The organism is Pseudomonas boreofloridensis (assembly GCF_030580795.1).
Taxonomy (GTDB): domain Bacteria; phylum Pseudomonadota; class Gammaproteobacteria; order Pseudomonadales; family Pseudomonadaceae; genus Aquipseudomonas; species Aquipseudomonas boreofloridensis.
In genome coordinates this window covers 15319-41483 of the sequence record NZ_JAUQOQ010000009.1, presented here as the reverse complement: position 1 = coordinate 41483, position 26165 = coordinate 15319, and the positions used below count along the sequence as shown (strand labels likewise).

At 62.2% G+C, this 26165-nt stretch carries 23 protein-coding genes and 5 tRNA genes; 11 read left to right on the top strand and 17 right to left on the bottom strand.

Going from position 1 to position 26165, the window contains the following annotated elements:
- Positions 1 to 6: 6 nt before the first annotated feature.
- Positions 7 to 2229 carry a DNA internalization-related competence protein ComEC/Rec2 gene (locus tag Q6A47_RS12800; RefSeq protein ID WP_116887816.1) on the bottom strand — a complete coding sequence of 741 codons (2223 nt, stop codon included), beginning with the start codon at positions 2227 to 2229 and terminating at the stop codon, positions 7 to 9.
- A gap of 143 nt (positions 2230 to 2372) precedes the next feature.
- On the opposite strand from Q6A47_RS12800, the gene Q6A47_RS12795 reads away from it, so the two are divergent.
- The gene (locus Q6A47_RS12795; protein ID WP_116887815.1) at positions 2373 to 2999 is read left to right on the top strand and encodes a DUF2062 domain-containing protein; all 627 of its coding nucleotides are present in this window, start codon (positions 2373 to 2375) and stop codon (positions 2997 to 2999) included.
- Here Q6A47_RS12795 and Q6A47_RS12790 read toward each other — a convergent pair.
- The 3 genes from Q6A47_RS12790 to Q6A47_RS12780 all read right to left on the bottom strand — a co-directional run bounded on the left by Q6A47_RS12790 (position 2883) and on the right by Q6A47_RS12780 (position 5361).
- A complete protein-coding gene (locus Q6A47_RS12790) occupies positions 2883 to 3662 on the bottom strand; it encodes an ABC transporter permease (RefSeq protein ID WP_029612976.1) in 780 nt (259 codons plus the stop codon). The genes Q6A47_RS12795 and Q6A47_RS12790 overlap by 117 nt on opposite strands.
- Entirely contained in the window at positions 3659 to 4591 is a 933-nt protein-coding gene (locus Q6A47_RS12785) for an ABC transporter ATP-binding protein (protein ID WP_029612975.1), read from the bottom strand. The genes Q6A47_RS12790 and Q6A47_RS12785 overlap by 4 nt, the downstream gene beginning before the upstream one ends.
- Positions 4592 to 4737: 146 nt before the next feature.
- Positions 4738 to 5361, bottom strand: coding sequence for a glutathione S-transferase (locus tag Q6A47_RS12780; protein WP_304484472.1), 624 nt, complete (start codon positions 5359 to 5361; stop codon positions 4738 to 4740).
- Positions 5362 to 5544: 183 nt separating this feature from the next.
- Here Q6A47_RS12780 and Q6A47_RS12775 point away from each other — a divergent pair, with 183 nt between their 5' ends.
- Together Q6A47_RS12775 and Q6A47_RS12770 are read left to right on the top strand one after the other, a co-directional pair.
- Positions 5545 to 7992: an acyl-CoA dehydrogenase gene (locus Q6A47_RS12775; protein WP_304484471.1), complete on the top strand. Its 2448-nt coding sequence runs from the start codon at positions 5545 to 5547 to the stop codon at positions 7990 to 7992.
- A gap of 126 nt (positions 7993 to 8118) precedes the next feature.
- Entirely contained in the window at positions 8119 to 8529 is a 411-nt protein-coding gene (locus Q6A47_RS12770; protein ID WP_304484470.1) for a PA2817 family protein, read from the top strand.
- Between the two features lie 236 nt (positions 8530 to 8765).
- Here Q6A47_RS12770 and Q6A47_RS12765 read toward each other — a convergent pair.
- The 5 genes from Q6A47_RS12765 to Q6A47_RS12745 all read right to left on the bottom strand — a co-directional run bounded on the left by Q6A47_RS12765 (position 8766) and on the right by Q6A47_RS12745 (position 9323).
- A tRNA-Gly gene (locus Q6A47_RS12765) sits at positions 8766 to 8841 on the bottom strand.
- 81 nt (positions 8842 to 8922) lie between these two features.
- A tRNA-Gly gene (locus Q6A47_RS12760) sits at positions 8923 to 8998 on the bottom strand.
- 3 nt (positions 8999 to 9001) lie between these two features.
- Positions 9002 to 9077: transfer RNA gene (locus Q6A47_RS12755), tRNA-Glu, on the bottom strand.
- 92 nt (positions 9078 to 9169) lie between these two features.
- A tRNA-Gly gene (locus tag Q6A47_RS12750) sits at positions 9170 to 9245 on the bottom strand.
- 2 nt (positions 9246 to 9247) lie between these two features.
- Positions 9248 to 9323: transfer RNA gene (locus Q6A47_RS12745), tRNA-Glu, on the bottom strand.
- Positions 9324 to 9669: 346 nt separating this feature from the next.
- On the opposite strand from Q6A47_RS12745, the gene Q6A47_RS12740 reads away from it, so the two are divergent.
- Complete coding sequence (locus Q6A47_RS12740; RefSeq protein ID WP_029612970.1) at positions 9670 to 10437, top strand: hypothetical protein; 768 nt, start codon at positions 9670 to 9672, stop codon at positions 10435 to 10437.
- 47 nt (positions 10438 to 10484) lie between these two features.
- On the opposite strand, the gene msrC is transcribed toward Q6A47_RS12740, so the two are convergent.
- Positions 10485 to 10967, bottom strand: coding sequence for a free L-methionine (R)-S-oxide reductase MsrC (gene msrC, locus Q6A47_RS12735; RefSeq protein ID WP_039576275.1), 483 nt, complete (start codon positions 10965 to 10967; stop codon positions 10485 to 10487).
- Entirely contained in the window at positions 10964 to 11854 is an 891-nt protein-coding gene (locus Q6A47_RS12730) for an ATP-binding protein (RefSeq protein ID WP_295483434.1), read from the bottom strand. Before Q6A47_RS12730 ends, msrC begins: the two co-directional genes overlap by 4 nt.
- Positions 11855 to 11956: 102 nt before the next feature.
- Between Q6A47_RS12730 and Q6A47_RS12725 the strand changes: the two genes are divergently transcribed.
- Positions 11957 to 14311 carry a hybrid sensor histidine kinase/response regulator gene (locus Q6A47_RS12725; RefSeq protein WP_304484469.1) on the top strand — a complete coding sequence of 785 codons (2355 nt, stop codon included), beginning with the start codon at positions 11957 to 11959 and terminating at the stop codon, positions 14309 to 14311.
- On the opposite strand, the gene Q6A47_RS12720 is transcribed toward Q6A47_RS12725, so the two are convergent.
- The gene (locus Q6A47_RS12720; RefSeq protein WP_039576269.1) at positions 14301 to 14789 is read right to left on the bottom strand and encodes a glutathione peroxidase; all 489 of its coding nucleotides are present in this window, start codon (positions 14787 to 14789) and stop codon (positions 14301 to 14303) included. The genes Q6A47_RS12725 and Q6A47_RS12720 overlap by 11 nt on opposite strands.
- 13 nt (positions 14790 to 14802) lie before the next feature.
- A complete protein-coding gene (gene msrB / locus Q6A47_RS12715) occupies positions 14803 to 15198 on the bottom strand; it encodes a peptide-methionine (R)-S-oxide reductase MsrB (protein WP_029612960.1) in 396 nt (131 codons plus the stop codon).
- Positions 15199 to 15366: 168 nt separating this feature from the next.
- Between msrB and Q6A47_RS12710 the strand changes: the two genes are divergently transcribed.
- Both Q6A47_RS12710 and htpX read left to right on the top strand, forming a co-directional pair.
- A complete protein-coding gene (locus tag Q6A47_RS12710) occupies positions 15367 to 16578 on the top strand; it encodes a pyridoxal phosphate-dependent aminotransferase (protein WP_029612957.1) in 1212 nt (403 codons plus the stop codon).
- A 232-nt stretch (positions 16579 to 16810) separates the two neighbouring features.
- A complete protein-coding gene (gene htpX, locus Q6A47_RS12705) occupies positions 16811 to 17698 on the top strand; it encodes a protease HtpX (RefSeq protein WP_304484468.1) in 888 nt (295 codons plus the stop codon).
- Positions 17699 to 17770: 72 nt separating this feature from the next.
- On the opposite strand, the gene Q6A47_RS12700 is transcribed toward htpX, so the two are convergent.
- Entirely contained in the window at positions 17771 to 18415 is a 645-nt protein-coding gene (locus Q6A47_RS12700) for a thiopurine S-methyltransferase (RefSeq protein ID WP_304484467.1), read from the bottom strand.
- Positions 18416 to 18517: 102 nt separating this feature from the next.
- On the opposite strand from Q6A47_RS12700, the gene Q6A47_RS12695 reads away from it, so the two are divergent.
- Complete coding sequence (locus Q6A47_RS12695) at positions 18518 to 19285, top strand: DODA-type extradiol aromatic ring-opening family dioxygenase (RefSeq protein ID WP_295483418.1); 768 nt, start codon at positions 18518 to 18520, stop codon at positions 19283 to 19285.
- Positions 19286 to 19360: 75 nt separating this feature from the next.
- Here Q6A47_RS12695 and Q6A47_RS12690 read toward each other — a convergent pair whose 3' ends face one another.
- Complete coding sequence (locus Q6A47_RS12690; RefSeq protein ID WP_039576263.1) at positions 19361 to 21040, bottom strand: DEAD/DEAH box helicase; 1680 nt, start codon at positions 21038 to 21040, stop codon at positions 19361 to 19363.
- Positions 21041 to 21355: 315 nt separating this feature from the next.
- The gene (locus Q6A47_RS12685; RefSeq protein ID WP_029612951.1) at positions 21356 to 22111 is read right to left on the bottom strand and encodes a spermidine synthase; all 756 of its coding nucleotides are present in this window, start codon (positions 22109 to 22111) and stop codon (positions 21356 to 21358) included.
- A 115-nt stretch (positions 22112 to 22226) separates the two neighbouring features.
- On the opposite strand from Q6A47_RS12685, the gene Q6A47_RS12680 reads away from it, so the two are divergent.
- The 3 genes from Q6A47_RS12680 (at position 22227) to Q6A47_RS12670 (ending at position 25541) form a co-directional block, all read left to right on the top strand.
- Positions 22227 to 23573 carry a class II 3-deoxy-7-phosphoheptulonate synthase gene (locus Q6A47_RS12680; RefSeq protein ID WP_039576261.1) on the top strand — a complete coding sequence of 449 codons (1347 nt, stop codon included), beginning with the start codon at positions 22227 to 22229 and terminating at the stop codon, positions 23571 to 23573.
- A 154-nt stretch (positions 23574 to 23727) separates the two neighbouring features.
- Positions 23728 to 24144: a Spy/CpxP family protein refolding chaperone gene (locus Q6A47_RS12675; RefSeq protein ID WP_039576259.1), complete on the top strand. Its 417-nt coding sequence runs from the start codon at positions 23728 to 23730 to the stop codon at positions 24142 to 24144.
- Positions 24145 to 24212: 68 nt separating this feature from the next.
- Positions 24213 to 25541: a sensor histidine kinase gene (locus tag Q6A47_RS12670; protein WP_116887809.1), complete on the top strand. Its 1329-nt coding sequence runs from the start codon at positions 24213 to 24215 to the stop codon at positions 25539 to 25541.
- Between the two features lie 23 nt (positions 25542 to 25564).
- Here Q6A47_RS12670 and Q6A47_RS12665 read toward each other — a convergent pair whose 3' ends face one another.
- Positions 25565 to 26122, bottom strand: a complete 558-nt coding sequence (locus Q6A47_RS12665) for a nitroreductase family protein (RefSeq protein ID WP_039576256.1) — start codon at positions 26120 to 26122, stop codon at positions 25565 to 25567.
- Positions 26123 to 26165 lie beyond the last annotated feature (43 nt).

The window sequence follows — 26165 nt, the reverse complement described above, 5'->3', positions numbered from 1 at the left end:
GCAGGTTCAGGACGGTGGCCCGCGCCAGAAACGCCTCTGCAGACCAAGCCCCTCGACGTCGCCATGGGCACCCAGCGACAGGCGCAACGCGCCATGCAGAGCCGTATCATGCACGGTCAGACCATGCCGTCGATAGCGTTCGATCACTTGGGGATGAGGGTGACCGAACATGTTGTGTCGCCCTCGGGAAATCAATACGCCACGTGGCGCCGTTGCGCGCATGAACGGCTCGGTGGAGGAACTGCGGCTGCCGTGATGCGGTGACTGCAGCCAGTCGATGCGTGGCGATACGTTTTCTTTCAGCCAGACGCGCTCGGCGGCCGTCTCCATATCGCCAGCGAGCAGTAAGCGCTCGCCCTGAGCCTCGACCATCAATACACAGGAGCGGTCGTTGCTGCTCTTGCCCTGCGGCCAGTGCCACAGCGAGAAATGCACGCCGTCCCATTCCCAGCGCTCGCCGCTGGCGCACGCTTGCGCCTGCAGCGAGGCTGGCAGCGCCAGCGGCTCGCCTGCCAGCACGCGCGCGATCGGCAGTCCTCGATACACCGCCGCAGCACCGCCCGCGTGGTCGGCATGGGCATGACTGATCAACATCACATTGAGCTGATCGACACCGAGCTTGCGCAACGTTGGCAGTACCACGCTTTCCCCAAGATCGCTGAAACGGGTGGCTGGCCCGGCGTCGTAGAGCAGGCTGTGATGCCGCGTACGCAGCAGTACCGCCAGGCCTTGGCCGACGTCCAACTGCCAGATCTCTGCCTGTCCATGCGGGATATGATCGCGGGGCGTCCATAGCGCCAAGAGCATCACCGCCCCCAGACCCTTGAGCGGCGCGCCGCGCGGTGACAGCAGCAGCAGCGCACCGGCACACACCAGGCTCCAACGCCACAGCGGCAAGGGACGAGGCAGCCACGCCGGTTGCCATTCGGCCAACAGGCCGAGCGTGCGGAACATGATGTCGATCAACCCGCCGGCCGCCCATAACAAACTCTCGCCGACACCCGTCAGCGGTAACAAGGCCGTGCCGAGCAACGCCAGAGGTAAAACAGCCAGGCTGATCCAGGGCACGGCCAGCAGATTGACCAACGGTGCGCTGAGGCTGATCGGCAGGCCCAGCGCCAGCAATGCAGGCAGCAAACCGATCGCGATCACCCATTGCGCGCGACTCCAGGCTTGCCAAGGACGCCAGCGGCCCAGACGCCCACTGAAACAGTAGATCAAGGTGGCCACGGCAGTGAAGGACAACCAGAAACCTGGCAGCAGGCTTGCCAGTGGCTCGAGCAGCAGCACACCGGTCAGCGCCAGCAATAGCGGAAAGAAGGCGCCCAAGTGGCGAAAGCGCAGACGCCAGAGCAGCACCGTAGCCAGCATCAGGCAGGCACGCTGCACGGGCACTTGGAATCCAGCCAGCGCCCCGTAGCCCAACGCCGAAGCCATCGCCAGACCACACGCCCAAGGTAGCCACGGCCAGCGCCCAGGCCACACGCCTAGACGAGCCAAGCCGGCAATGACGCCGTAAATCAGCCCTGCCAGCAGACCGATGTGTTGTCCGGAAATAACCAGCAAATGCACGGTGCCAGTGGCCTGCAAGGTTTGCCAGTCCGTGCGCGTCAGGCCCGAGCCATCCCCCAGCAGCAAAGCCGCCAGCACCGATTCACGTCCGTGCGCATCCACTGCCAGCAGCCGCTGACGCAAGCGATCCCGCCATCCGCCTCGGACCGGCTCCAGTCTCTCGCCGGCCTTGACTGTTCCGGTGGCACCAATGCGACGAGCCAGAAACATCGCTTCGCGATCCGCACCATGGGGGTTGAGCAGACCGCTCGGCTGCCTGAGTGTCACCGCCAGTCGCCAGCGTTCACCCGCCCTGATCGTCGGGCCGCCGAACCAACTCAACTGGACGTGCCGAGGCAGCGCACCACGCCGCGACTGCGCATCCTCAAGGTCGAAGCGCACAGTGCCGCCGGAGTGCGCCGGAAGCCCCACCACCCTGCCCTCCAACCACAAGGTGCGGCCATCCAGACCGCTGGCCAGGCGATCGTCCAGAGCCTGCTGCGCCGACCAGCAGGCCCAACACACGCCCAGCAACAGCCAGCCCAGCGGCCAGGCGCGGCTGCGCAGGCACAACAGCGCCAACAACGACAGAAGGAAAAGCCACCCGACCGATGGCAAGGCAGGCCACAAACCCAGGCTCAACAACCCGAGCACCAGCGCAAACATCCCTGTGCGCATAGAAATAGAGCTCCGCAAGCATCAACGCCCCTGCAGCCTAGGCGCCAATGCCCTCAGAGCTCACTCAATAATTGTCACAAACTCTGAACGAGATTGCGGTGAAATCGCGGCATACTCGCCCTACTCCAGCCCCGGGGGCCTACATGCCGCGCCGATTATTCAAACGCTACATGCCGGATCCGACCAGCATCAGGGAACACAAATCCTTACGCTTCTTCGGCCGATTACTTCATGACCCCAACCTCTGGCACCTGAACCGCCATTCGGTGGCTCGTGCCATGGGTGTCGGACTGTTCGCGGCGCTGATCCCCATTCCCATGCAAATGCTGCTGGCTGCAGCCTTGGCCATTCCCGTACGGGGCAACCTGCCCATTGCCGTGAGCTTGGTGTGGCTGACCAACCCGCTGACCATGCCACCGGTGTTCTTCGTCACTTACATGACCGGGGCCTGGCTGATGCAAGTGCCACCGCGCACGCTGCCAGACGAGCTGACTTTTCAGTGGATCACCGACCAGCTCTCCACCGTATGGCAGCCCTTCCTGCTGGGGTCGGTGGTATGCGGCGTACTTCTGGGCATCGCCGCCTACTTCAGCACACTGTTCTACTGGCGCTGGTGGGTCGGTCGCCAGTGGCGTCGGCGCAAGCTCAGAAGCTCACGCCCGCATGCCACGCCCACTGACCAGGAGTCGGATGCACAGTGCGTAGAGCAGTGCAGTGGCCACCACCATGAAGGTGATCGCGGTGCCAATGCTGATATCCGACACCCCTAGAATGCCGTAGCGGAACGAGTTGACCATGTGCAACACCGGGTTGGCCAGCGACACGGTCTGCCAGAACGGCGGCAACAGGTTGATCGAATAGAACACCCCGCCCAGGTAGGTCAGCGGTGTCAGCACAAAGGTCGGGATGATCGAAATGTCATCGAAATTCCGTGCAAAAACCGCGTTGACGAAGCCCAGCAGCGAAAAGATCGTCGCGGTGAACAGCACCACCACAACCGTCACGCCCAGATGGTGAACCTGCAGATGGGTGAAGAACATCGACAGGATCGTCACGATCACGCCCACTGCCAGACCACGCAACACGCCACCCAGCACATAGCCCACCAGGATGGTATGCGGCGACACCGGCGAGACCATCAGCTCTTCGATGGAGCGTTGAAACTTACTGCCGAAGAAGCTCGACACCACGTTGCCATAAGAGTTGGTGATCACCGACATCATGATCAGCCCCGGAACGATGTACTCCATGTAGGTGAAGCCGCCCATGTCGCCGATCTGCCGGCCGATCAGGTTTCCGAAGATGACGAAGTACAAGACCATGGTGATGGCTGGCGGCAGCAGTGTTTGCGGCCAGATGCGCAGGAAACGACGTACTTCACGGTAGACGATGGTGTTGAGGGCGACCCAATTGGTCCGCAATTCGATGCTCATACCGCCACCTTCGAGAGGTTTTTTTCAACCAGGGACACGAACAACTCCTCGAGACGATTGGTCTTGTTACGCAAGCTTTGCACTTCGATGCGCTGCAACGCCAACTGACCGAAAAGCGCAGTGATACCAATGTCCTTGTCCACCTGCACTTCCAGCGTGTGTGGCGTGATCAGCCGGCATGGGTAACCTTGCAGGACCGGAGCGGCGATCAGATCCTGACGCAGGTCGAGCACGAAGGTTTCGACGTGCAGCTTGCCCAGCAACTGGCGCATGCTGGTGTTCTCGACGATGGTGCCGTGGTCGATGATGCCGATGTTGCGGCACAACTGCTCAGCCTCTTCCAAATAATGCGTGGTGAGGATGATGGTGATGCCTTTCTGGTTCAGTTCGGTGAGGAAGCTCCACATCGAGCGGCGCAACTCGATATCCACACCCGCCGTGGGCTCGTCGAGGATCAACAGGCGCGGCTCGTGGATCAATGCACGGGCGATCATCAGCCGGCGCTTCATGCCGCCGGACAGCGAACGCGACTGCACATCACGCTTGTCCCACAGCCCCAACTGAGTGAGGTACTGCTCGGCCCGCTCCTTGGCCAGCTTCGGCGGGATGCCGTAGTAACCGGCCTGGGTCACGACAATGTCGAAGGTCTTCTCGAACTGGTTGAAGTTGAACTCCTGAGGCACAACACCGATGCTGCGCTTGAGCGCGGCAGGCTGGCGGTCCAGATCGTGGCCGAAGACATTCACTGTGCCGCTGGTCTTGTTAACCAGCGTCGAGAGAATGCCGATCGTAGTGGATTTTCCGGCACCGTTGGGGCCGAGCAAGGCGAAGAAGTCGCCTTCGGCAACTTCCAGATCGATGCCCTTGAGGGCCTGGAAGCCGTTGCCGTAGGTCTTGGTCAACTGTCGGATGGACAGAGCAGAACTCATAGCAGATCACGTACCGAAAAAAGGGTTCGGAACACGCCGACTTGAAGCGCCAGCGCAGTAGGGGGTGCGGCCATGGTGCAAGCCCTGACCGCACAAGTACAGTCATACGTATCGATAGTGACTATCGAAGCACTTGGAGTGTTCGATCAGGTCAAGGCCGTCATAACAGCTGTCTGGTAAGACGGCCGCACTTTCAACCGTTCGTACCAGGCCTCAAGGTGAGGCATCTCTGGACGTTCGATGGGCAACTCGAACCAGGCGTAGGCGAAACTGCCCAAGGGAACATCGCCCATACCAATGTGCTCACCGGTCAAATAGGGTTGCGTCGCCAGAGCCTGGTCAGCAATGGACAGCAACTGTGCGCAGTGCTTGTGCGCCGCGTTGATGGCGACCCAGTCGCGTTGCTCTTCGGGGGTGCGTAGCAACCCCCAGAACAGAGGTCTGAATGGCGCAGCGAGGGATGAAGTCGTCCAATCCATCCATTTGTCTGCCTGAGCGCGTTGACGCGGCTGATCCAAGTACCAACCCTGCTTGCTGCCATATTCAGCACAGAGATAACGCACGATGGCGTTGGACTCCCACAGTATCAGTTCATCGTCTTCGAGCATTGGCACCAGGCCGTTAGGGTTACGCTGGCGATAGTAGGGTTCGTCGACCATGCCAAACGCGCCGCCAGCGTCGATCGAATCGAACGACAGGCCCAGTTCGTGCGCGACCCACAACACCTTGCGCACGTTGCTGGAATTCTTGCGACCCCATATCTTGATCATCACCACGTCCTCAGGAAGGCAGAGCCGACCAGTCTACTCCTTGTGCCTGACCTCTGTACCGGTAGCGGGCTCTTCTGAAACTCCTGTAGCCATACCCTGTCACTGTTCAGAGCGAGTCTTCCTGCGCAGCGCGTCTATGCTTGCGGGGATACCTCGAGCCCTAGCTTCCAAGGAGGAAGGTCTATGTTGCTGTTGTGGTTGGTGGTGCTGGTGATCGGCGCCGCGTATCTCACCCATCGGCGTCTGGCGCCACTGCACATCATCGGTGCCATCGCGGTCTATGTGCTGCTGATGGGCGTCTTCGCCGATGCCCCAGGATGGTTGTTGACGCTGATCTGGCTGGTGCTGGCAGCCAAGGTTGCCTTGCTGGTGCTGCCCGAGTGGCGGCGCCGGTTGTTCACCGCCCCGGTGTTCAACTGGTTCCAGCGCACGTTGCCGCCCATGTCGCAGACTGAACGCGAAGCGATCGACGCAGGCACCGTCTGGTGGGACGGCCAGCTGTTCAGCGGCCAGCCCGACTGGAATACCCTCCTCGACTACCCTGCTCCCCAACTCACCGCCGAGGAACAGGCCTTCATTGACGGGCCGACCGAGGAACTGTGTGCACTGGTCAGCGACTGGCAGATCGGCCAGGACCTGGATCTTCCACCGGCTGCCTGGGAACACATCAAAACGCACGGCTTCTTCGCCCTGATCATTCCCAAGGAATACGGCGGCAAAGGCTTTTCGGCCTACGCTCACTCGCAGGTGGCGATGAAACTGGCTACCCGCAGCGGCGACCTGGCCTCAACGGTGATGGTACCCAACTCGCTCGGCCCCGCCGAATTGCTCCTGCATTACGGCACCGATGAGCAACGCAACCATTATCTGCCGCGCCTGGCGCGGGGCGATGAGATCCCTTGTTTCGCCCTCACGGGACCGCTGGCCGGGTCAGATGCCGGTGCGATGCCCGACACCGGTATCGTCTGCAAGGGCCAATGGAACGGCGAAGAAGTCATCGGTTTGCGCTTGAATTGGGAGAAACGCTACATCACCCTCGGCCCAGTCGCCACGCTCTTGGGCCTGGCGTTCAAGGCTTACGACCCCGACCATCTGCTCGGCGAGGAAGAGTCACTGGGCATCAGCCTGGCGTTGATCCCCACTGACACCCCCGGTGTACAGATCGGCCAGCGCCACCTGCCCCTGGGCGCAGCTTTCATGAACGGTCCAAACAGCGGAACGGACGTATTCGTGCCACTGGACTTCCTCATCGGTGGCCAGGACATGCTCGGCAAGGGCTGGATGATGCTGATGAACTGCCTGTCCGTGGGTCGCTCCATCTCGCTGCCCGCCGTCGGCACCGGCGCCGCAAAGTACACCAGCCTGGTGACCGGACAATACGCGCGCATTCGCGAGCAGTTCAATGTGCCGCTGGCCGCATTCGAGGGTATCCAGGAATCGCTCGCGCAGATTGGCGGCAATGCCTGGCTGATGGACAGTGCGCGCCTGCTCACCACCAAGGCGGTAGACCTCGGTGAAAAACCCTCTGTCCTGTCGGCGATTCTCAAGTATCACCTCACCGAGCGCGGTCGAGCGTGCATCCAGCACGCCATGGACGTGCATGGCGGCAAAGGCATCATCATGGGCCCCAACAACTACCTGGGCCGCAATTGGCAAGGCGCGCCGATTTTCATCACGGTCGAGGGGGCGAACATCCTCTCGCGCAACCTGATGATCTTCGGCCAAGGGGCGATCCGTTGCCATCCGTTCGTCCTCAAGGAGATGGCCCTGGCAGGCCGTGAGGACCGCGATCAGGCACTGAAAGAGTTCGATGATTTGCTGATGAAGCACATCATGTTCGCCACCCGCAATGCGGCGAGTACTTTTGTATTGGGGTTAGGTCTTGGACACTTCGACAAGGTGCCGGGCGATGCACTCAGCCAGGGCTACTTCCGTGCACTGAACCGGCAGGCAGCAGCCTTCGCGCTGCTGGCAGACCTGTCGATGATGCTCCTGGGCGGCGCCTTGAAGCGTCGCGAGCGCCTCAGTGCACGACTGGGCGACGTGCTGAGTTACCTGTACCTCTCGTCCGCCGCACTCAAGCGCTACCATGATCTCGGCGCGCCCGACTACATGCAGCCTTTGCTGCGCTGGGCGCTGGAAGAGAGCCTGGGACAGGCAGAAACGGCCCTGGATCGATTGCTCGACAATTTCCCCAATCGCTTCGTCGGCGGCGCACTACGGGTACTGGTGTTCCCCTTCGGACGGCGGCATACCGGCCCCAGCGATGAACTGGACGCTGAAGTGGCTGCACTGATCGGCCGGCACAAAGGTGACCCCGCTCTGGAAGAACTGCTCGCAGGGTGCTTCCGCCCTCAGGCGGATGGCGATCCGGTAGCAGCGCTGCAACAGGCTTGCGATCTACTGGACGACACCGAGCCGCTGCAAAAGGCTGTTCACCAAGCGCTCAAGGAAGGCAAGTTGCACCCTGCGCCCGGCCAGTCCTTGATCGATGCGGCAGTGCAATCAGGTGTGCTGCAGACCGCCGAGGCCGAGCGGCTGCGAGCGGCGGAGGCTGCACGCCGTGTCGTGATCGATGTGGATGCGTTCGACAAAGAGCAGCTCTTACCCACTGAAGGCAAGATTCGCTGAAGTAAATCTCTGACTCGATTGCCGACCGCCCTGCCGGTCGGTGGTCGACGCCAATCGCCCACCCTGCCCCCGCGAATAAAACCTGCGTATACTCCGCCCCCCGTTTCAATACCCGAGGACAGCCCCATGGCCAATTCCCACCTGGAGTATCACCTGCAACTGCTTCGACATCTGCGCACCATCCTGGTGGCCCTGGGCGAAGCCGAGCAGGTACCGGAAGAAAGCCATCTGCTGTTCCTGGAACGCTTCGACGAACTGTTGAGCCTACTGCCGCAGGATCCACTGGAAAGCCAGTACCTGGGCCAGGACATCATCTGCCAAGTCATCACCCGCTACCCGCAGATCGCACACTTGGTGCCGCGTGATCTGCTCTGGTTCTTCGGTGGCGACTGCCTTCACTACATGCCGGATGACGAACTGGATCTTTATCAGACCCTGGAAGAGCGGCGTTATGAGGCCGAACAGCAGGGCGAGCCGTTTGACTGGCATTTGGAGAAACAACTGTTAAGCGCCCCGGACCAGGGCGAGCGCCACTAGGCCTGAGTCACCCACTGCTTGAGTTGCTAAGCGCCACTGCAATGACGTGGCGCTTTTCTTGAATCAGAACATGACCGTTGGCTTGGTCCAAGGCGTGTTGAAGGCTCGTTGATGGGGTGACCAACGATAAGGGCCAGTCGAGAACACCTGGCTCGGGAAAACTCAGGAACGAAAAAAGACGCCGAAGCGTCTTTTTTGTGATTCAACAACATTTGAAAACGTTGAAGATCAAGATATGGAGCGGGAAACGAGACTCGAACTCGCGACCCCGACCTTGGCAAGGTCGTGCTCTACCAACTGAGCTATTCCCGCAATGTAAACCAACCACTTGAGGCTTGAAGTGACCTGAGCCCTTCAACACCGCTGTACCGTCATGAACGCCACAGAATTAACTGGAGCGGGAAACGAGACTCGAACTCGCGACCCCGACCTTGGCAAGGTCGTGCTCTACCAACTGAGCTATTCCCGCAAATGGCGTCCCCTAGGGGACTCGAACCCCTGTTACCGCCGTGAAAGGGCGGTGTCCTAGGCCACTAGACGAAGGGGACATACCCAACGCTTTTCAGCGCACCAGGTGTAAAGCCTCGCGGCTGACCCTGGATTTCTTTTCCAACCCTGCCAGACGGCAGCGTCGTGAAACTGGAGCGGGAAACGAGACTCGAACTCGCGACCCCGACCTTGGCAAGGTCGTGCTCTACCAACTGAGCTATTCCCGCAATGGCGTCCCCTAGGGGACTCGAACCCCTGTTACCGCCGTGAAAGGGCGGTGTCCTAGGCCACTAGACGAAGGGGACACGCTAGATCTTTTCACTGCCTGCGGCGCTTGGCGAAGAGCTTTACGCTGCAAGTGGCGCGCATTCTAGGGATGCACTCGGAAGCCGTCAACCCCTTTGTGGAAATTTATTTAAATCAATGACTTCCGTAATTCCCTAGTGTGCCCGCACAGGTGCCCGGGGATTGACGTTGCTTTTCTGGCGGCGGCCCGGCAAGCTCGCTGCAAAGTGCCAGCACTGTAGTTTTACGCGCCCGTGCCGACAACGCTATGGGCGCTTGAATGCGCTGCCCGCCAGGCTGCACTGTTCGCGCCACCGCGGACTCACTACACTCAATGATGCAAAACTTCTTCATGAGGCGTTAACGGTGACACCACTTCTGATCACCCTGCTCATCGTGGCGGGTATCGCGTTGCTGATCGTGATCGGCTACCTCAACAATGTCGTGGAAAACGCCAAGCTCGAACGCACGCGCTTGAAAATCGAGCTCACCGATCGTTTGCGCCGGTGCGGTGAGATCACCGAGACCTTTCCCGGCCAGTTGATGACCCCGGCGCTCAAGCTGCTGCTCACGCGCCTGGAGTTGAACATCAATCAGCGGCAGTTGGCGCTGGACAAGCAAAATAGCGATATAAAGGCGCGAATCGGCGAACTGGAAGCCTTGATCGCCTTGGGCGACAAGCTGCCGGTGAACAATCCGCCTAGCCCGATCCAGACCGAGGTCAAGGCCAAGGACGTGCGGTTTCTGCTTGAATCGCTGCACAACCAGATCGTCCGGGCGACCCAGGAGAACTTCCTGCAGTCCAATGAAGGCAAGTACTGGGTCAAGGAAATCCGCCACATCCTCGTGCTGCTGCACATCGAGTTCTTCAATAACCTGGGACAACAGGCTTTGCAGCAGGGCCAACCCGGGCAAGCCCGACTGGCGTTCGAGCGCGGCGTACAGTATCTGCGCAAGCAACCTGAGCCCAAGCAGTACGAAGAACAGTTGATCTACCTGGAGAAGCTACTGGCGCGGGCCAATGCCCAGGTACTCGACCAGATGGAGCCGACCGAGGACGAACAGAACGCCTTGACCGAAGGCCTCAAGACCGATGAAGACGAAACCTGGAAAAAGCGCGTGATCTACGATTGATCCGCGAATTCACCTGAAGAAGGGCCGCGCTGCGGCCCTTCTGTCTTTCAGCAGTCGCTCAAGCTGAGGAAGATCGAGGCCAAGTGCTCAAGCCCGCGCTGGTCAGCCTCGCTGAAGCGCGCCAAGGTCGGGCTGTCCAGATCCAGCACGCCGATCAACCTGCCCTCTTTCACCAGCGGTATCACCAGCTCGCTATTGGACGCGCTATCGCACGCGATGTGGCCGGGGAATGCATGCACGTCCTCGACCCGCTGGGTCTGCCGGGTCGCTGCCGCAGCGCCGCACACGCCCTTGCCGAATGGAATGCGCACGCAGGCCACCTGCCCTTGGAACGGGCCGAGCACCAGTTGCTCGTCGCGATTGAGGTAGAAGCCTGCCCAGTTAAGGTCTGCCACTTGGTGATAGATAAACGCCGAGAACTGCGCGGCATTGGCGATGAAATCACGCTCGTCGGCGAACAGCGCCTGGACTTGCGCCGCCAGAAGTTCGTAGCCATCCAGGCCTTTGCCACTGGCATTGAGGTCGATCATTGATTCTGCTCCAGCAATTGCAGTCCGACCCAATAGCGGGCGAACTGATAGGCACAACGGCCATTACGGTTGCCACGGCCGGTCGCCCAGCGCGTGGCGAGGATGTCGAGCGCTTCGTTGCGCTGCCATGTCAGCCCGGCGGTCGTGGCAAGCTGACCGATCCAGTGCTCGACCACATCGAGGAAATGTTCTTGGGTGAATGGATAGAACGACAACCACAGGCCGAAGCGGTCGGACAGTGCAATCTTGTCCTCCACCGCTTCGTTGGGATGAAGTTCCCCATCGACCATTTTCCAGTTCTCGTTATCGCTCTGCTTCTCCGGCACCAAATGTCGACGGTTAGACGTGGCATACAGCAGCACGTTGTCCGGCGCCTGTTCGAGGGAGCCGTCCAGTACGCTCTTGAGCACCCGGTAATCACCCTCGCCCGCCTCGAACGACAGGTCGTCACAAAACAGGATGAAACGCTGGTCTAAACCCTGCAACTGTTCGACCACCCGCGGCAGGTCGGCCAGATGATCGCGTTCGATCTCGATCAGGCGCAGCCCCTGACCGGCGTGCTCGGCCAGTAACGCCCGCACCAGCGACGATTTACCGGTGCCACGCGAACCCCACAGTAGCGCGTGGTTGGCAGGCATGCCCTGAATGAACTGGTGCGTGTTGCGACCCAATTGCTCACGCTGCTGATCGACGCCGATCAGATCGCTCAGGCGCATATCCAGGCTCACCTGCAACGGCATCAAATAGCCGCTGCGGCCATCACGCTGCCAACGTGCGGCCAGCGTTTCGCTCCAGTCTATAGTCGGCCGTTGGGCCGGAAGCAGCGGCTCAAGGCGCGCCAGCACCGATTCGGCGCGCTCCAGAAATGCGGTCAAGCGGGCGTCCATGATGGCTCCTACGATTTTCAGTGAGGCATGCCCGACGACGGCACACCAGGGAATCAACTGAAATGAACAGACAGACCCGCCAGCAGCCGAGGTTGATCGGCTATGCTTGCGCAGCGCAAAGGGCGTAGAGCCGGCTCGGGAAGCATGGATATCAAGTTCACCAATCGCCTGTCATACAAGCAAGCCCGGTTGACAGTCCTGGTCGGCTTCATCCTGGGGACATTGCTCAGTCTCATCCAGATCGGCATCGATTATGCCAGCGAAGACGCGTCCATCAACCGCGAAGTGCAGGCGCTGCTGCAAATAAGCCACGACCCGGCATCACGCATCGCCTACAACATCGACGCCGAACTGGCCCAGGAACTGACTCGGGGTCTGCTGCAGTCACCCGCCATCGTGCGTGCTCGGCTGATCGACAACAACGATACCGTGCTGGCCGATGTCAGCCGTCTGCGCCAGGAAAACAGCTACCGGCCGCTAAGCGACTTTCTGTTCGGCGAGCAGCGCCAGTTCAAAGACCCGCTGTATCTGGCGCACATGCCCAAGGACTACCTGGGCACGTTGTACCTGGACGTCGACACTTACGCCTTCGGCAGTCGTTTCCTCGAGCGCGCCGGCATCACCTTGCTCAATGGTTTTGCCCGCAGCCTGGTGCTGACGGTGATCCTGCTGGGGCTGTTCTACGTCATGTTGACCAAGCCGCTGGTCACGGTCATCAGCGCGCTGAGCAGCCGCGATCCGCGCCAACCCGGACAGGCGCGCCTGGACTACCCCAACGGCCACGAGCACGATGAGATCGGCGTACTGGTCAAGGTCGCCAACCAACAATTCATCAGCATGGCCACCGAGATTCAGCAGCGGCGCAACGCCGAAAATCGCCTGACTCAATACCTGAACGAACTGGAAGACATCGTCTCGGCCCGTACCGACGAACTCAAGGCCAGCAACAGCCGCTTGAGTCAGTCCAATCAGGAACTGGAGGATGCCCGTCGCCGCGCCCTGGACATGGCCCAGGCACGCGCGGCCTTTCTGGCCAACATGAGCCACGAGATCCGCACACCGCTCAACGGCATGCTCGGCATGCTTTCCCTGGCGATGGACAGCGGCTTGAGCGGCGAGCAACGCCAGCAACTGTCGATCGCCCACGATTCGGGCAAGGTGCTGGTGGAACTGCTCAACGATATTCTCGACCTGTCCAAGTTCGATGCCGGGCAACTGGAGTTGGAACGCATTCCATTCGACCTCGGCACCTTGCTCGAGGACACCGCCAGCCTGCTGTCGCAGAATGCCGCGGCCAACGTCGAGCTGACCTGCCTGATCGCCTCGGATTTTCCGGCGAGTGTGCTGGGCGACCCAACCCGCGTGCGGCAGATCGTCAGCAATCTATTGGCCAATGCGCTGAAGTTCACGCGCTTCGGGCGGGTCGATGTGCGCCTCTCGAGCATCGTCGGCGGCATTCGTCTGGAGGTGTCGGACACCGGCATCGGCATCCCCGAAGATGCCCAGGCGCGCATTTTCCAACCCTTTACCCAGGCCGGTGCAGGTATCACCCGCCAATACGGCGGCACCGGTCTGGGTCTGACCCTGACCCGCAACTTGTGCAAGGCCATGCACGGGCACCTGACCATTGAGTCGCAGACCGGATTCGGCAGCCGCTTCAGCGCCGACCTGCCCTTGCCCGCCCACCTGGAGGCGGTCCCCCCGCCTGCGCTGCATGGACGGATCGTGGCCCTGACCAATGCCGCCAGCGGTCTGGCCGAACTGCTCGATCGCCTGCTACCGAACTGGGGCTTGGACTACGGGCGCTGCGAGCACACCGAGGAGCTCGACAATGCTGCCCTGGACCTGTTGATCTGCGACGATGCCGAGCAACTACCTGACCTGCGCAAGCGAACACACGCACCGATCCTGCTGATCACCGCGTATGGCAATTTCCTGGCCGCCGAGCAGGCCCTGCGCCTGGCGCCCTTGCATCAGCTCGCGCGCCCGCTGGCACGCAATACGCTCTATCAACTGCTGCGCCGAACGCTACAAGGGGAAAACGGTAACCCACTGCCGGCAGGTACAGCGCTATTGGCCGAGCGGCGGGCGCACATCCTGCTGGTCGAAGACAATCCGGTGAACCAACTGGTGGCCATCGGCATGCTGGGAAAACTCGGCTGCCAAGTGCAAGTGGCCGCCCACGGCGCAGAAGCGCTGCAAATGCTCGAACACGACCGCTTCGACCTGGTGCTGATGGACTGCAACATGCCAGTGATGGACGGTTACGAAGCCAGTAGACGCATTCGTCAGGACGGTCGCTGGAGTCAGTTGCCGATCGTGGCCCTGACCGCCAACGCCATGCCCGAGGAGCGCGAGCGCTGTCGCGCAGCGGGCATGGACGACTACCTGGCCAAGCCGTTCCGCCGCGAAGAACTGCTGGCACTCATCGACCATTGGGTACCGTTCAACGGCTGAGCAGCCGCTCGATGTCGGCCTCCAGTGCCTGGGGCTTGGTGGTGGGTGCGTAGCGGGTGACGTTGCCGGTAGAGGGATCGAACAGAAACTTGGTGAAGTTCCACTTGATCTTCTGGGTGCCGAGTACGCCGGGGGCACGGCGCTTGAGCTCGGCGAACAGCGGATGGGTACCGGGTCCGTTGACCTCGATCTTGCGAAACAACGGGAAGCTCACACCGAAATTCAACTCGCAGAACTGCGCGATCTCGTGCGCATCCCCCGGCTCCTGCTTGCCGAACTGGTTGCAAGGAAAGCCCAGCACCACCAGGCCGCGACCGGCGTGGGCCTGCCACAGTTTCTCCAACCCTTTGTACTGCGGGGTAAAGCCGCACTGACTGGCGGTGTTGACCACCAGCAGCGCTTTACCGGCAAAGTCGCCCAAGGTTTTCTGCTCACCGCCGAGGGTGAGGCAGGGAATGTCCAGCAGCGCATCGGTCATGGGGGCTCTCCGTTCAGTCTCGCGGTTGGAAATCCAGGCACACCGAGTTGATGCAGTAACGCAGCCCGGTCGGCGGCGGACCGTCCGGGAACACATGGCCCAGGTGCGCATCGCACTGAGCGCAGGTCACCTCGGTGCGAATCATGCCGTGGGAGGTGTCGCGAATCTCGATCATCGCGCTGTCTTCGATCGGGGCGTAGAAACTCGGCCAGCCGCAGCCGGAGTCGAACTTGGTCTGCGAATCGAACAGCGGCAGACCGCAGCAAATGCACGAGTAGGTGCCCGCGCGCTTTTCGCTGTTGTACTTACCGGTGAAGGGCCGCTCGGTGCCTTTCAGGCGGCACACTTGGTATTGCGCGGGATCGAGCATTTCGCGCCATTCTTCCAGGGTTTTGTCGATCTTTTGCATGGCTGGACCTCGGCAGGCTGAATTTCACCCTGCGCCGTCTTTTCCCTGGCGCGGGTGGCACGTATATTAGTCGGCTTGTGTGCAGACGGTCAGTCTGGCACCCGCGCCGCGTCCTTTTCAAATCTTTAGACGCCCGCGCCCCGCGACTTATCCATTCGGGATCACATCATGCAGTTCAGCAAATCGAACAAGCTCGCCAATGTCTGCTACGACATTCGCGGCCCGGTGCTCAAGCACGCCAAACGCCTGGAAGAGGAAGGCCAACGCATCCTCAAGCTGAACATCGGCAACCCGGCACCTTTTGGTTTCGAGGCGCCGGACGAAATTCTCCAGGATGTGATCCGCAACCTGCCGACGGCCCAGGGCTATAGCGACTCCAAAGGTCTGTTCAGCGCCCGTAAAGCGGTCATGCAGTATTGCCAGCAAAAGCAGATCGACGGTGTCGGCATCGAGGATATCTACCTGGGCAACGGCGTCTCGGAACTGATCGTGATGTCGATGCAGGCGTTGCTCAACAACCATGATGAAGTGCTGATCCCCGCGCCTGACTACCCGCTGTGGACGGCGGCCGTCAGCCTGGCCGGCGGCAAGCCAGTGCATTACCTGTGCGACGAGCAGGCCGACTGGTTCCCCGACCTGGACGACATCAAGGCCAAGATCACCCCCAATACCAAGGCGCTGGTAATCATCAACCCCAACAACCCGACGGGTGCGGTGTACTCGAAGGAATTGCTGCTGGGCATGTTGGAACTGGCTCGCCAGCACAACCTGGTGGTGTTCTCCGACGAAATCTACGACAAGATTCTCTATGACGAGGCCGTGCACATCAGTACCGCTTCGCTCGCGCCCGACCTGCTGTGCCTGACCTTTAACGGCCTGTCCAAGTCGTACCGCGTCGCCGGCTTCCGCTCCGGTTGGCTGATCATTTCCGGACCCAAGCACAACGCACGCAGCTACATCGAAGGCATCGACATGCTGGCCAACATGCGCTTGTGCGCCAACGTGCCGGCCCAGCACGCGATCCAGACCGCCCTGGGCGGGTACCAGAGCATCAATGACCTGGTACTGCCGCCGGGCCGCTTGCTCGAACAGCGCAACCGTACCTACGAACTGCTCAACGACATTCCCGGCGTGAGCTGCGTCAAGCCCATGGGCGCGCTGTATGCCTTCCCGAAAATCGACCCGAAGGTGTGCCCGATCCATAACGACGAGAAGTTCGTACTTGATCTGCTGCTGTCGGAAAAACTGCTGATCGTGCAGGGCACTGCGTTCAACTGGCCATGGCCGGACCACTTCCGCGTCGTCACCCTGCCACGGGTGGATGACCTCGAACAGGCCATCGGCCGTATCGGCAACTTCCTGCGCACCTATTCGCAGTAAGCTTTCTGACGCCTGCGGCACCTTGATCCAAGGTGCCCGCAGGAATAGACGCCCTCCCCCACGGATGAATTCTTACATCCTGCAACGGTCTATCCACCGGCGCGCCTTTGCGCCTCTGGCATACTGCCGGGTACACAGTTTGAAATAGTCGGCCGGTTGAATCGCCCAGGCCGTCCCCTTATATACCCCGCAGTAGAGCGACATTTTCATCCGTCAGGAGAACGTAACAACCATGATGCGCATTCTGTTGTTTGTGGCCACCAACCTTGCGGTGGTGCTGGTTGCAAGCATTACCCTCAGCCTGTTCGGCTTCAACGGGTTCATGGCCGCCAACGGCGTCGACCTCGACCTGAGCCGTCTGCTGGTCTTCTGCGCCGTGTTCGGTTTCGCCGGCTCGCTGGTCTCGCTGTTCATCTCCAAGTGGATGGCGAAGATGACCACGGGTACGCAGATCATTACCCAGCCGCGCACCCATCACGAACAGTGGCTGCTGCAGACGGTCGAGGAGTTGTCCCGCGAGGCGGGCATCAAGATGCCCGAGGTGGGCGTGTTCCCCGCCTATGAGGCCAACGCCTTCGCCACTGGCTGGAACCGCAACGATGCCTTGGTCGCGGTATCCCAAGGTCTGCTCGAGCGTTTCTCGCGTGACGAGGTGCGTGCGGTGCTGGCCCACGAGATTGGTCACGTGGCCAATGGCGACATGGTCACCCTGGCGCTGGTGCAGGGCGTGGTGAACACCTTCGTGATGTTCTTTGCGCGAATCATCGGCAACTTCGTCGACAAAGTGGTGTTCAAGAACGAGGAAGGCCAAGGCATTGCCTACTATGTTGCCACCATCGTCGCCGAACTGATCCTGGGCATCCTGGCCAGCATCATCGTCATGTGGTTCTCGCGCCGTCGCGAATACCGCGCGGACGAAGCCGGTGCGCAACTGGCAGGCAGCGGGGCGATGATCGCGGCACTGCAACGCCTGCGCTCGGAGCAGGGCATGCCGGTGCATATGCCCGATACGCTGAAGGCTTTCGGCATCAACGGCGGCCTGAAGCAAGGCCTGGCGGGCCTGCTGATGAGCCACCCGCCGCTGGAGGACCGTATCGACGCGCTGCGTCGCCGCGGCTGAGTCAATCGGCAGTGCAAAAAAGGGCGACTTCAGTCGCCCTTTTCATGTTTCATTTTTCAATGAAGTGCACGCTCAGCGCCGCACAGCGTAGACCCTCTCCAGCAGGCTAGTGACACCCGCCGCCTGAAATTTGGGGCTGCTAGCGATGACCTGAGGCGCCTGCAACTCCGTCACCTGCCATCCGCCGAGCCCTTGCCTCACCTGCGCTTGTGGCACTGAAAACGGCGGCCCCTCTATGAGCGATTGATCGTACTCCAGCGTCACCAACAGGCCTTCGCAGCGATCTGGCAAACAGCGGGACAGGTGGTCCAGATAGCGCTCACGCATGCTCGGGGGGAACGCGATCAGCGCGGCTCGGTCGTACACCGCCGTGCAGTCTGCCAGGTCCGACGCACGCAGTGCGAAGAAGTCCCCACACCACAACTCGAAGTCTGCACTGCGCCATACTTCGAACGCTCCCTGCCGCTCGACTTCGGCGGCCAGCCCCTGCTCGACGAAGAAGTCTTCGACTGCACGCCGCGACAGCTCCACGCCGAGCACCCGATAGCCCTGCCCCGCCAACCAGACCATATCCAGACTTTTGCCGCACAAAGGTACGAATACCCGACTGCCTGGCGCCAACGTCGGCCAATGGCCTTGCAGATAGGTATTCACCTGAGGCTGATGAAAACCGATCTGGTTATCCGCCCACCGCTTGTGCCAAAACGCCGGCTCCATGACTTCTCCAGTTTTTTCGATTGATTTACCGCAAATCTTATATTGGATATCGATCTTTGCCTGATCGAAGATGGCAGCATCTTAACGCCCCAGGACACCGCCATGTTGCCCAGCCTGTTCATTTCCCACGGCTCCCCCATGCTTGCCCTTGAGCCGGGTGCCAGCGGTCCTGCGCTTGCCGGATTGGCTGCCGGCCTGCCGCGGCCGAAAGCGATCGTGGTGGTATCGGCGCACTGGGAAAGCCGTGAGCTGATGCTTACCAGCGCCGCTCGTCCCGAAACCTGGCACGACTTTCGCGGCTTTCCAGCGGCGCTGTACGCGGTGCAGTACCCGGCGCCCGGCGCGCCGGACCTGGCCAGGCAGATCGTCGAACAGCTCGGTCAGGCCGGCTTGATTGCGCACCTCGACGCCCACCGGCCGTTCGACCATGGCGCCTGGGTACCGCTGTCCTTGATGTACCCAGAAGCCGACATTCCGCTGCTCCAGCTTTCGCTGCCCAGCCATCGCCCTCCGGCGTTGCATGTGCAGATTGGCCGGGCGTTGGCCGGCTTGCGCGACCAGGGCGTTCTGCTGGTGGGGTCGGGCAGTATCACCCACAACCTGGGCGAACTGGATTGGCAGGCTGGCCCGGAGGTCATCGAACCCTGGGCGCGCAGTTTCCGCGATTGGATCGTCCAGCGACTGGTCGACGGTGACACCGCGGCTCTGCAGGACTATCGCCAGCAGGCCCCCTTTGCGGTGCGCAACCACCCCAGCGACGAGCACTTGTTGCCGCTGTTCTTCGCCATGGGCGCAGGCCAGCATTTTGGCATCGTGCATCAGGGATTCACGCTGGGTGCGCTGGGCATGGACATCTATCGGTTCGACTGAGACCACCTTGCGCTTGATCGCACGGACAAAAAAAAATCCCCAGCCTGAGCTGGGGATTTTTCATGACCGCGGGACTCAGTCCTCGCGATAGCGACGCAGCTTGAGCTGCTTGCCGGCTACGCGGGTGTCCTTGAGCTTGGTCAGCAGACGCTCCAGACCCTCCTCAGGCAGCTCGACCAGACTGAAGCTGTCGCGTACCTGGATGCGGCCGATGGCGTCGCGGGCCAGACCGCCTTCGTTGAGGATCGCACCCAACAGGTTCTTGGCGGCGATGCCGTCACGTGCACCCAGGGCAGTCCGGCAACGCACGCGGCCTTCAGCCAGTGGCATCGGTGCACGACGCTCGCGGTCGCCGCGCTCAGCGCGCTCGCCACGGTCACTGCGCTCGCCGCTACGCTCGCGCGGCGTGTGGGTCGGCACCAGCGGCTGCTCGCGCTCGACGGCGGCCAGGTCCAGCGACTGACCGTTGGTCGCCTTGCGCAGCAGGGCGGCGGACAGCGCACGGGCCGAGCAGCCCAAGTCGGCAGTCAAGCGATCGAACAGCTCGCCGTGGGTCGCTTCGGCCTCGGCCACCAAGGGTGCCAGGCTGGCGGTCAGTTTCTTGATGCGCGCATCCAGCACGGCTTGCGGGCCAGGCAGACGGGCTTCGGCGACCTTCTGCCCAGTGACGCGCTCGATCACCTGCAGCATGCGACGCTCACGCGGGGTCACCAACAGCAGGGCACGACCTTCACGACCGGCACGGCCAGTACGACCGATACGGTGCACGTAGGATTCAGGATCGTACGGCATGTCCACGTTGAACACGTGGGTGATGCGCGGGACGTCCAGACCACGGGCAGCGACGTCGGTCGCGACGACGATGTCCAGACGACCGTCCTTGAGCGAGTCGATGACGCGCTCGCGCTGGTTCTGGGCGATGTCGCCGTTCAGCGCAGCGGCCTTGTAACCCTTGGCTTCCAGCGCAGCAGCCAGATCCAGGGTGGCCTGCTTGGTACGCACGAAGGCGATCAGCGCGTCGAATTCCTCGACTTCCAGCAGACGCAGTACGGCCGGGATCTTCTGGTCGGCATGGACCATCAGGTGCGCCTGGTCGATGGCGGTGACGGTCTGGGTCTTGCTCTGGATCTTGACGTGCTTGGGCTCGCGCAGATGACGCTCGGCGATCGAGCGGATCGACGACGGCAGGGTCGCGGAGAACAGCACGGTCTGACGGGTCGCTGGGATCGCGTCGAAGATCACTTCGAGGTCGTCCATGAAGCCCAGCTTGAGCATCTCGTCGGCTTCGTCGAGTACCAGGTACTGAACGGTGGAAAGCACTTTCTCGTCACGGCGCAGGTGATCGCAGAGACGGCCTGGGGTGGCGACCACGATCTGGGCGCCATTGCGGATGGCGCGCAACTGTGGACCCATCGGGGCACCACCGTACACGGCCACGACATTCACGCCCGGCATCTGCTTGGCGTAGGTTTCGAAAGCGGTAGCTACTTGCAGCGCCAACTCACGGGTTGGCGCCAGGATCAGGGCTTGCGGTTCGCGCTTGCTCACGTCGATCTTGTTGAGGATCGGCAGGGCGAAGGCAGCGGTCTTGCCGGTGCCAGTCTGCGCCTGGCCGATCATGTCGTGACCGGCGAGGATGATCGGGATCGACTGTTGCTGGATGGCCGATGGCTCTTCATAGCCTGTGGCCAATACGGCAGCAACGATGTTCGGATGAAGATCGAGAGCGGCGAATCCGCCGGTTTCCTGGGTCATGGGTCTGCCTCTATGTGCATCCGCAAAGACCCATGCTCCAAAGCTGCACATGCCTTGAAAGACCCGAAGGTCACCCAGGCAGCTTTGGCGGCGGGGATTTGCGAAAACGATTGAAAAAGAATTACGTGGGAAGGTCCGCCTAGCGGACGTGCAGCCGAAGCTGGACTCGGAGGATTTGCACCGCCTGATTTTGAGGTCCGCTAAAAGACCGGCGCGTACTATATACGAATTCGCGTAGCACCGTGAGAAAAATTTCTACGGGAACCCGCAGTGGGTACGACACGGGCGTCGCCGACTGAAACGTTTCCGTTTCGCTCAACTGGCGGGCCTGATCGCCTTGATCAGATACTCCAGCGAATAGCCCAGACGCGTCGCCAGCGCTGCCGCCCGGTCACCCACCGCGTCCTGATCCAGGCTCTGCTCGAGGTCCGCAGGTACCAGCAGGATCACGTTGCCCTCCTTGACCGGCAGTTCCCAGTAATGGCGGTGATACAAGCCGCGCAACAGCGCCGCCCCCAATGGCCGACCGTCATCGGCGGCCCATTGGTTGATCACCAGCCAGCCCCCCGGATTGAGCTGCTGCTGGCATTTTTCCAGAAAGCCCCACGCCAGGTGGCCAACGCCCGGCCCGTAGTCGGTATACAGGTCGACGAAGATCAGGTCGGCCTTTTCCGCCGTAGGCAGCAGTTCAAGTGCATCGCCGATGCGCACGTACAGGCGCGGATCATCGTCCAGGCCCAGGTACTCCATGGCCAGACGCGGCACATCCGCGCGCAGTTCGATGGCTTCGACGTCTTCCAGCGGCAGGAATTTCAGACAGGCCTGGGTCAGGGTGCCGGCGCCCAGCCCGAGAAACAGCGCGCTTTCCGGGTGTGGGTGGCACAGCGCGCCGACCAGCATCGCCCGGGTGTAGTCGTACTCCAACCAACTCGGATCGGCGGTGAAGGTGCAGCTTTGCTCGATGGCGTCACCGAACTCGAGGAAACGGTAGTCTTCGACCTCGTAAACGCTGATGACCCCGTAGGCATCCTCAACCCGGGCCAGCCGCCGCTCTTCCCGATCCATCGCCATCGCCGCCACCTGCCCGCGCAAAACCGGCATTGTCCGCCAATGCCTGCAGTGCAACAAGCCGGCGGGCAACTGTTACCATGGCCAGCATGCCCGAACCGACCTGACCGAGCCGATGATGAACCGACCCTGGACCCCCGACAGCTGGCGCGCCCTGCCGATCCAGCAGCAGCCGATCTACCCCGATGCCGCACACCTGCACAAGGTCGAGCAGACCCTGGCCAGCTATCCGCCGCTGGTGTTCGCCGGCGAAGCCCGCGAACTGCGTCGCCAGTTCGCCGAGGTCACCCAGGGCCGCGCGTTTCTGCTGCAAGGCGGCGACTGCGCCGAGAGCTTCGCCGAATTCTCCGCCGCGAAGATCCGCGACACCTTCAAGGTGCTGCTGCAGATGGCGATCGTCATGACCTTCGCCGCCGGCTGTCCGGTGGTGAAGGTCGGGCGCATGGCCGGGCAGTTCGCCAAACCGCGCTCGGCCAACGACGAAACCCTGGGCCAGGTCACCCTGCCCGCCTATCGCGGCGACATCGTCAACGGCATCGGCTTCGACTCGGCCAGTCGCATTCCCGACCCCGAGCGCCTGCTACAGGCCTACCATCAGTCCACAGCCAGCCTCAACCTGCTGCGCGCCTTCGCCCAGGGCGGTTTCGCCGACCTGCACCAAGTGCACAAGTGGAACCTGGACTTCATCGCCAACTCGGCGCTGGCCGAGAAGTATCATCAACTCGCCGACCGCATCGACGAGACCCTGGCCTTCATGCGCGCCTGCGGCTTGGACAGCGCGCCGCAACTGCGCGAAACCAGCTTCTTCACCGCCCATGAGGCGCTGCTGCTCAATTACGAAGAAGCGTTCGTGCGCCGTGACAGCCTGACCGGCGACGCCTACGACTGCTCGGCGCATATGCTGTGGATCGGCGACCGCACCCGCCAGCTCGACGGCGCTCACGTCGAGTTCCTGCGCGGGGTGCACAACCCGATCGGGGTCAAAGTCGGCCCCAGCATGAACCCTGAAGAACTGATCCGCCTGATCGACGTGCTCAACCCGGACAACGACCCCGGTCGTTTGAACCTGATCGTGCGCATGGGCGCGAACAAAGTCGGCGACCACCTGCCACCGCTCATTCGTCATGTCGAGCGCGAGGGGCGCCAGGTGCTGTGGAGCTCCGACCCGATGCACGGCAATACCATCAAGGCCAGCAGCGGCTACAAGACGCGCGACTTCGCGCAGATACTCGACGAAGTGCGGCAGTTCTTCCAGGTGCACCAGGCCGAAGGCAGCCACGCCGGCGGCATCCATATCGAGATGACGGGGCAGAACGTCACCGAGTGCATCGGCGGCGCGCGCCCGATCACCGAAGACGGCTTGTCGGACCGCTACCACACCCACTGCGACCCGCGGCTCAATGCCGACCAGTCGCTGGAGCTGGCGTTCCTGATCGCCGAAACCCTCAAGCAGGTGCGTCGCTGAACACAGCCCAAACCGGTTCGATCCGGGCGCCAGCCGCGATCGACGTCGAGGGCGGTCTTTACCGAGCCTTTACCCTGACCTGACCGCGCTTGACCTTGCGCACCCTAGACTGGGCTCATCCGGTAACCACCGGCCTGAAAAAGGAGAAACACCCATGCGCAAGACCCTGACCGCACTGATGTTCGCTGCCGCCCTGCCGACCGTCGCCATGGCCATGCCTGAACCCGGCCCGCACGGCGAAGGCCCTCATCACCGTGGCCCTGCGGCTTTCGCCCAGCTCGACCTGACCCCGGAGCAGCGCCAGCAGATCGGCCGGCTGATGGGCGAGCAGATGAAACAGCGCCGCGAGATCACCGAGCGCTACCTGGACAAGCTGCCGGCCCCTGAACAGAAGGCCATGAAGGACGAGATCAAGGCCGGTCACGACAAGACCCAGACCCAGATCCGCGCCCTGCTCAAGCCCGACCAGCAGAAGCAATTCGACGAACTGCAAAGCAAACGCGCGGCCGACAAGGCCGAGTGGGAGCAGTTCCAGGCCTGGAAAGCTGAAAAAGCCGCCAAGGCCCAGTAAGCTGCACGTTCGACGCCCGGCCCGCACTCCAGCGGGCCGGGCCTTTTCATGCCTGGGAGGTACTCGTCTTGCGCTCACTGTTCTGGCGCATCCTGGCCAGCTTCTGGCTGGCCATCGCCCTGGTCGCCGGCCTGTCGATCCTGCTTGGCCACATGCTCAATCAGGATGCCTGGATCCTCAGTCGTCACCCGGGCCTCAACACCCTCGCCAGCCGCTGGGTCCAGCACTACGAGCAGGAAGGCCTGCAAGCCTCGCAACGTTTCCTGGAACGGCGTAAACAGCGCTACAAGATCGACGTCCAGGTGCTCGACGACAGTGGCGATGCCGTGGTGCCCGGTACCTTCCCGCGGCGCGCCGAAGACTTCGAGCGCCGTCAGCACAATGACGAGCGCCTGCCCTGGCGTCGCCTCACCGAGGAGTACACCAGTCCCACCACCGGCCAGACCTACCTGCTGATCTACCGCATTCCTCATCCGGAACTGATGGCTTGGCACCGCGAGAGCCTGATCTGGCCGCTGAGCGCCCTGGGCATCGCGCTGGTGGTGCTGACGTTGTTCAGTTTGCTGGTCACCCTGTCCATCACCCGTCCGCTGAGCCGTCTGCGCGGCGCGGTGCACGACCTGGGGCAAACCACTTATCAGCAGAACAGCCTGGCGCAGTTGTCGGTCAGACGCGACGAGTTCGGCGTACTGGCCAACGACTTCAACAAGATGGGCGCGCGCCTGCAAAGCCTGATTTCCAGCCAGCGCCAATTGCTGCGCGACGTGTCCCATGAGCTGCGCTCGCCGCTGGCACGCCTGCGCATCGCCCTGGCCCTGGCCGAGCGGGCCGAGCCCGAGCAGCGCCAGGCGCTCTGGCCGCGACTGACCCGCGAGTGCGATCGCCTGGAAGACCTGATCAGCGAGATTCTGGTGCTGGCCCGGGTCGATGCCGAGCAGGCGCACCCGGAGCCGGTGGACGTCAACGCACTGCTGGGCAGTGTGCGCCGGGACGCTCAACTCAGCGAAGCGGAGCAGGAGGTGCGCCTGGAAGCAGAACCCGGCTTGACCTTGCAGGGCTGGCCGACCTTGCTCGAACGGGCGCTGGACAACCTGGTACGCAATGCCCTGCGGTTCAACCCGGCGGGCCAGCCCATCGAAATCCATGCCCGCCGCGAGCACGAGCAGGTGCTGCTGAGCGTGCGCGACCATGGCCCTGGGGTCGCGCCGGAACACTTGCTGCACCTGGGCGAGCCGTTCTTCCGCGCGCCGGGGCAGCAGGCGGCGGGGCATGGGCTGGGCTTGGCAATCGCCCGCCGCGCCGCCGAGCGCCATGGCGGAACGCTGGTGCTGGAGAACCACCCACAAGGCGGGTTCGAGGCCCGGCTGGCGCTGCCGGTGACTCAGGCGCCCGTTTAAGGGCGCACGACATCAGGCCTTGGTCACTCGCCCCAGGCGGTGACGAAGTCGGCGGTGTCCAGTACCGGCGGTGTGCGCGGCTCGCTAGTCGGGGTGCCCAGGTACAGATAGCCGATCAGCTCTTCATTGTCGGCCAGCCCCAGCCCCTTGTGCACATGGCTGTCGAAGGCCATGTCGCCGGTGCGCCACACCGCACCGATGCCTTGGGCATGGGCGGCGATCAGGATGCCGTGGGCCGCGCAACCGGCCGCCAGGCGCTGTTCGGACGCCGGTACCTTGGGATGCGCCTGCAAACGTGCGATCACCACCACCAGCAACGGCGCACGCAGCGGCATGGCCCGGGCCTTGTCCAGCGCGGCCTGGCTGGCATCGCCTTGGGCCTGAATTGCCTCGGCGAACAGCTCGCCCAACGCTTCGCGCGCCGCCCCCTCGATGGTCAGGAATCGCCACGGTCGCAGCTGTCCGTGATCCGGTGCACGCAGCGCCGCCTGAAACAACCCTTCACGCTGGGCCGCATTGGGCGCGGGATCGGTCAGGCGCGGCACGGAAACACGGTTGAGCAAAGCGTCGAGAGCCTCCACGGGCTACCCTCCTGGCAAATTGAAAGTGCCGCCATTCTCAGGT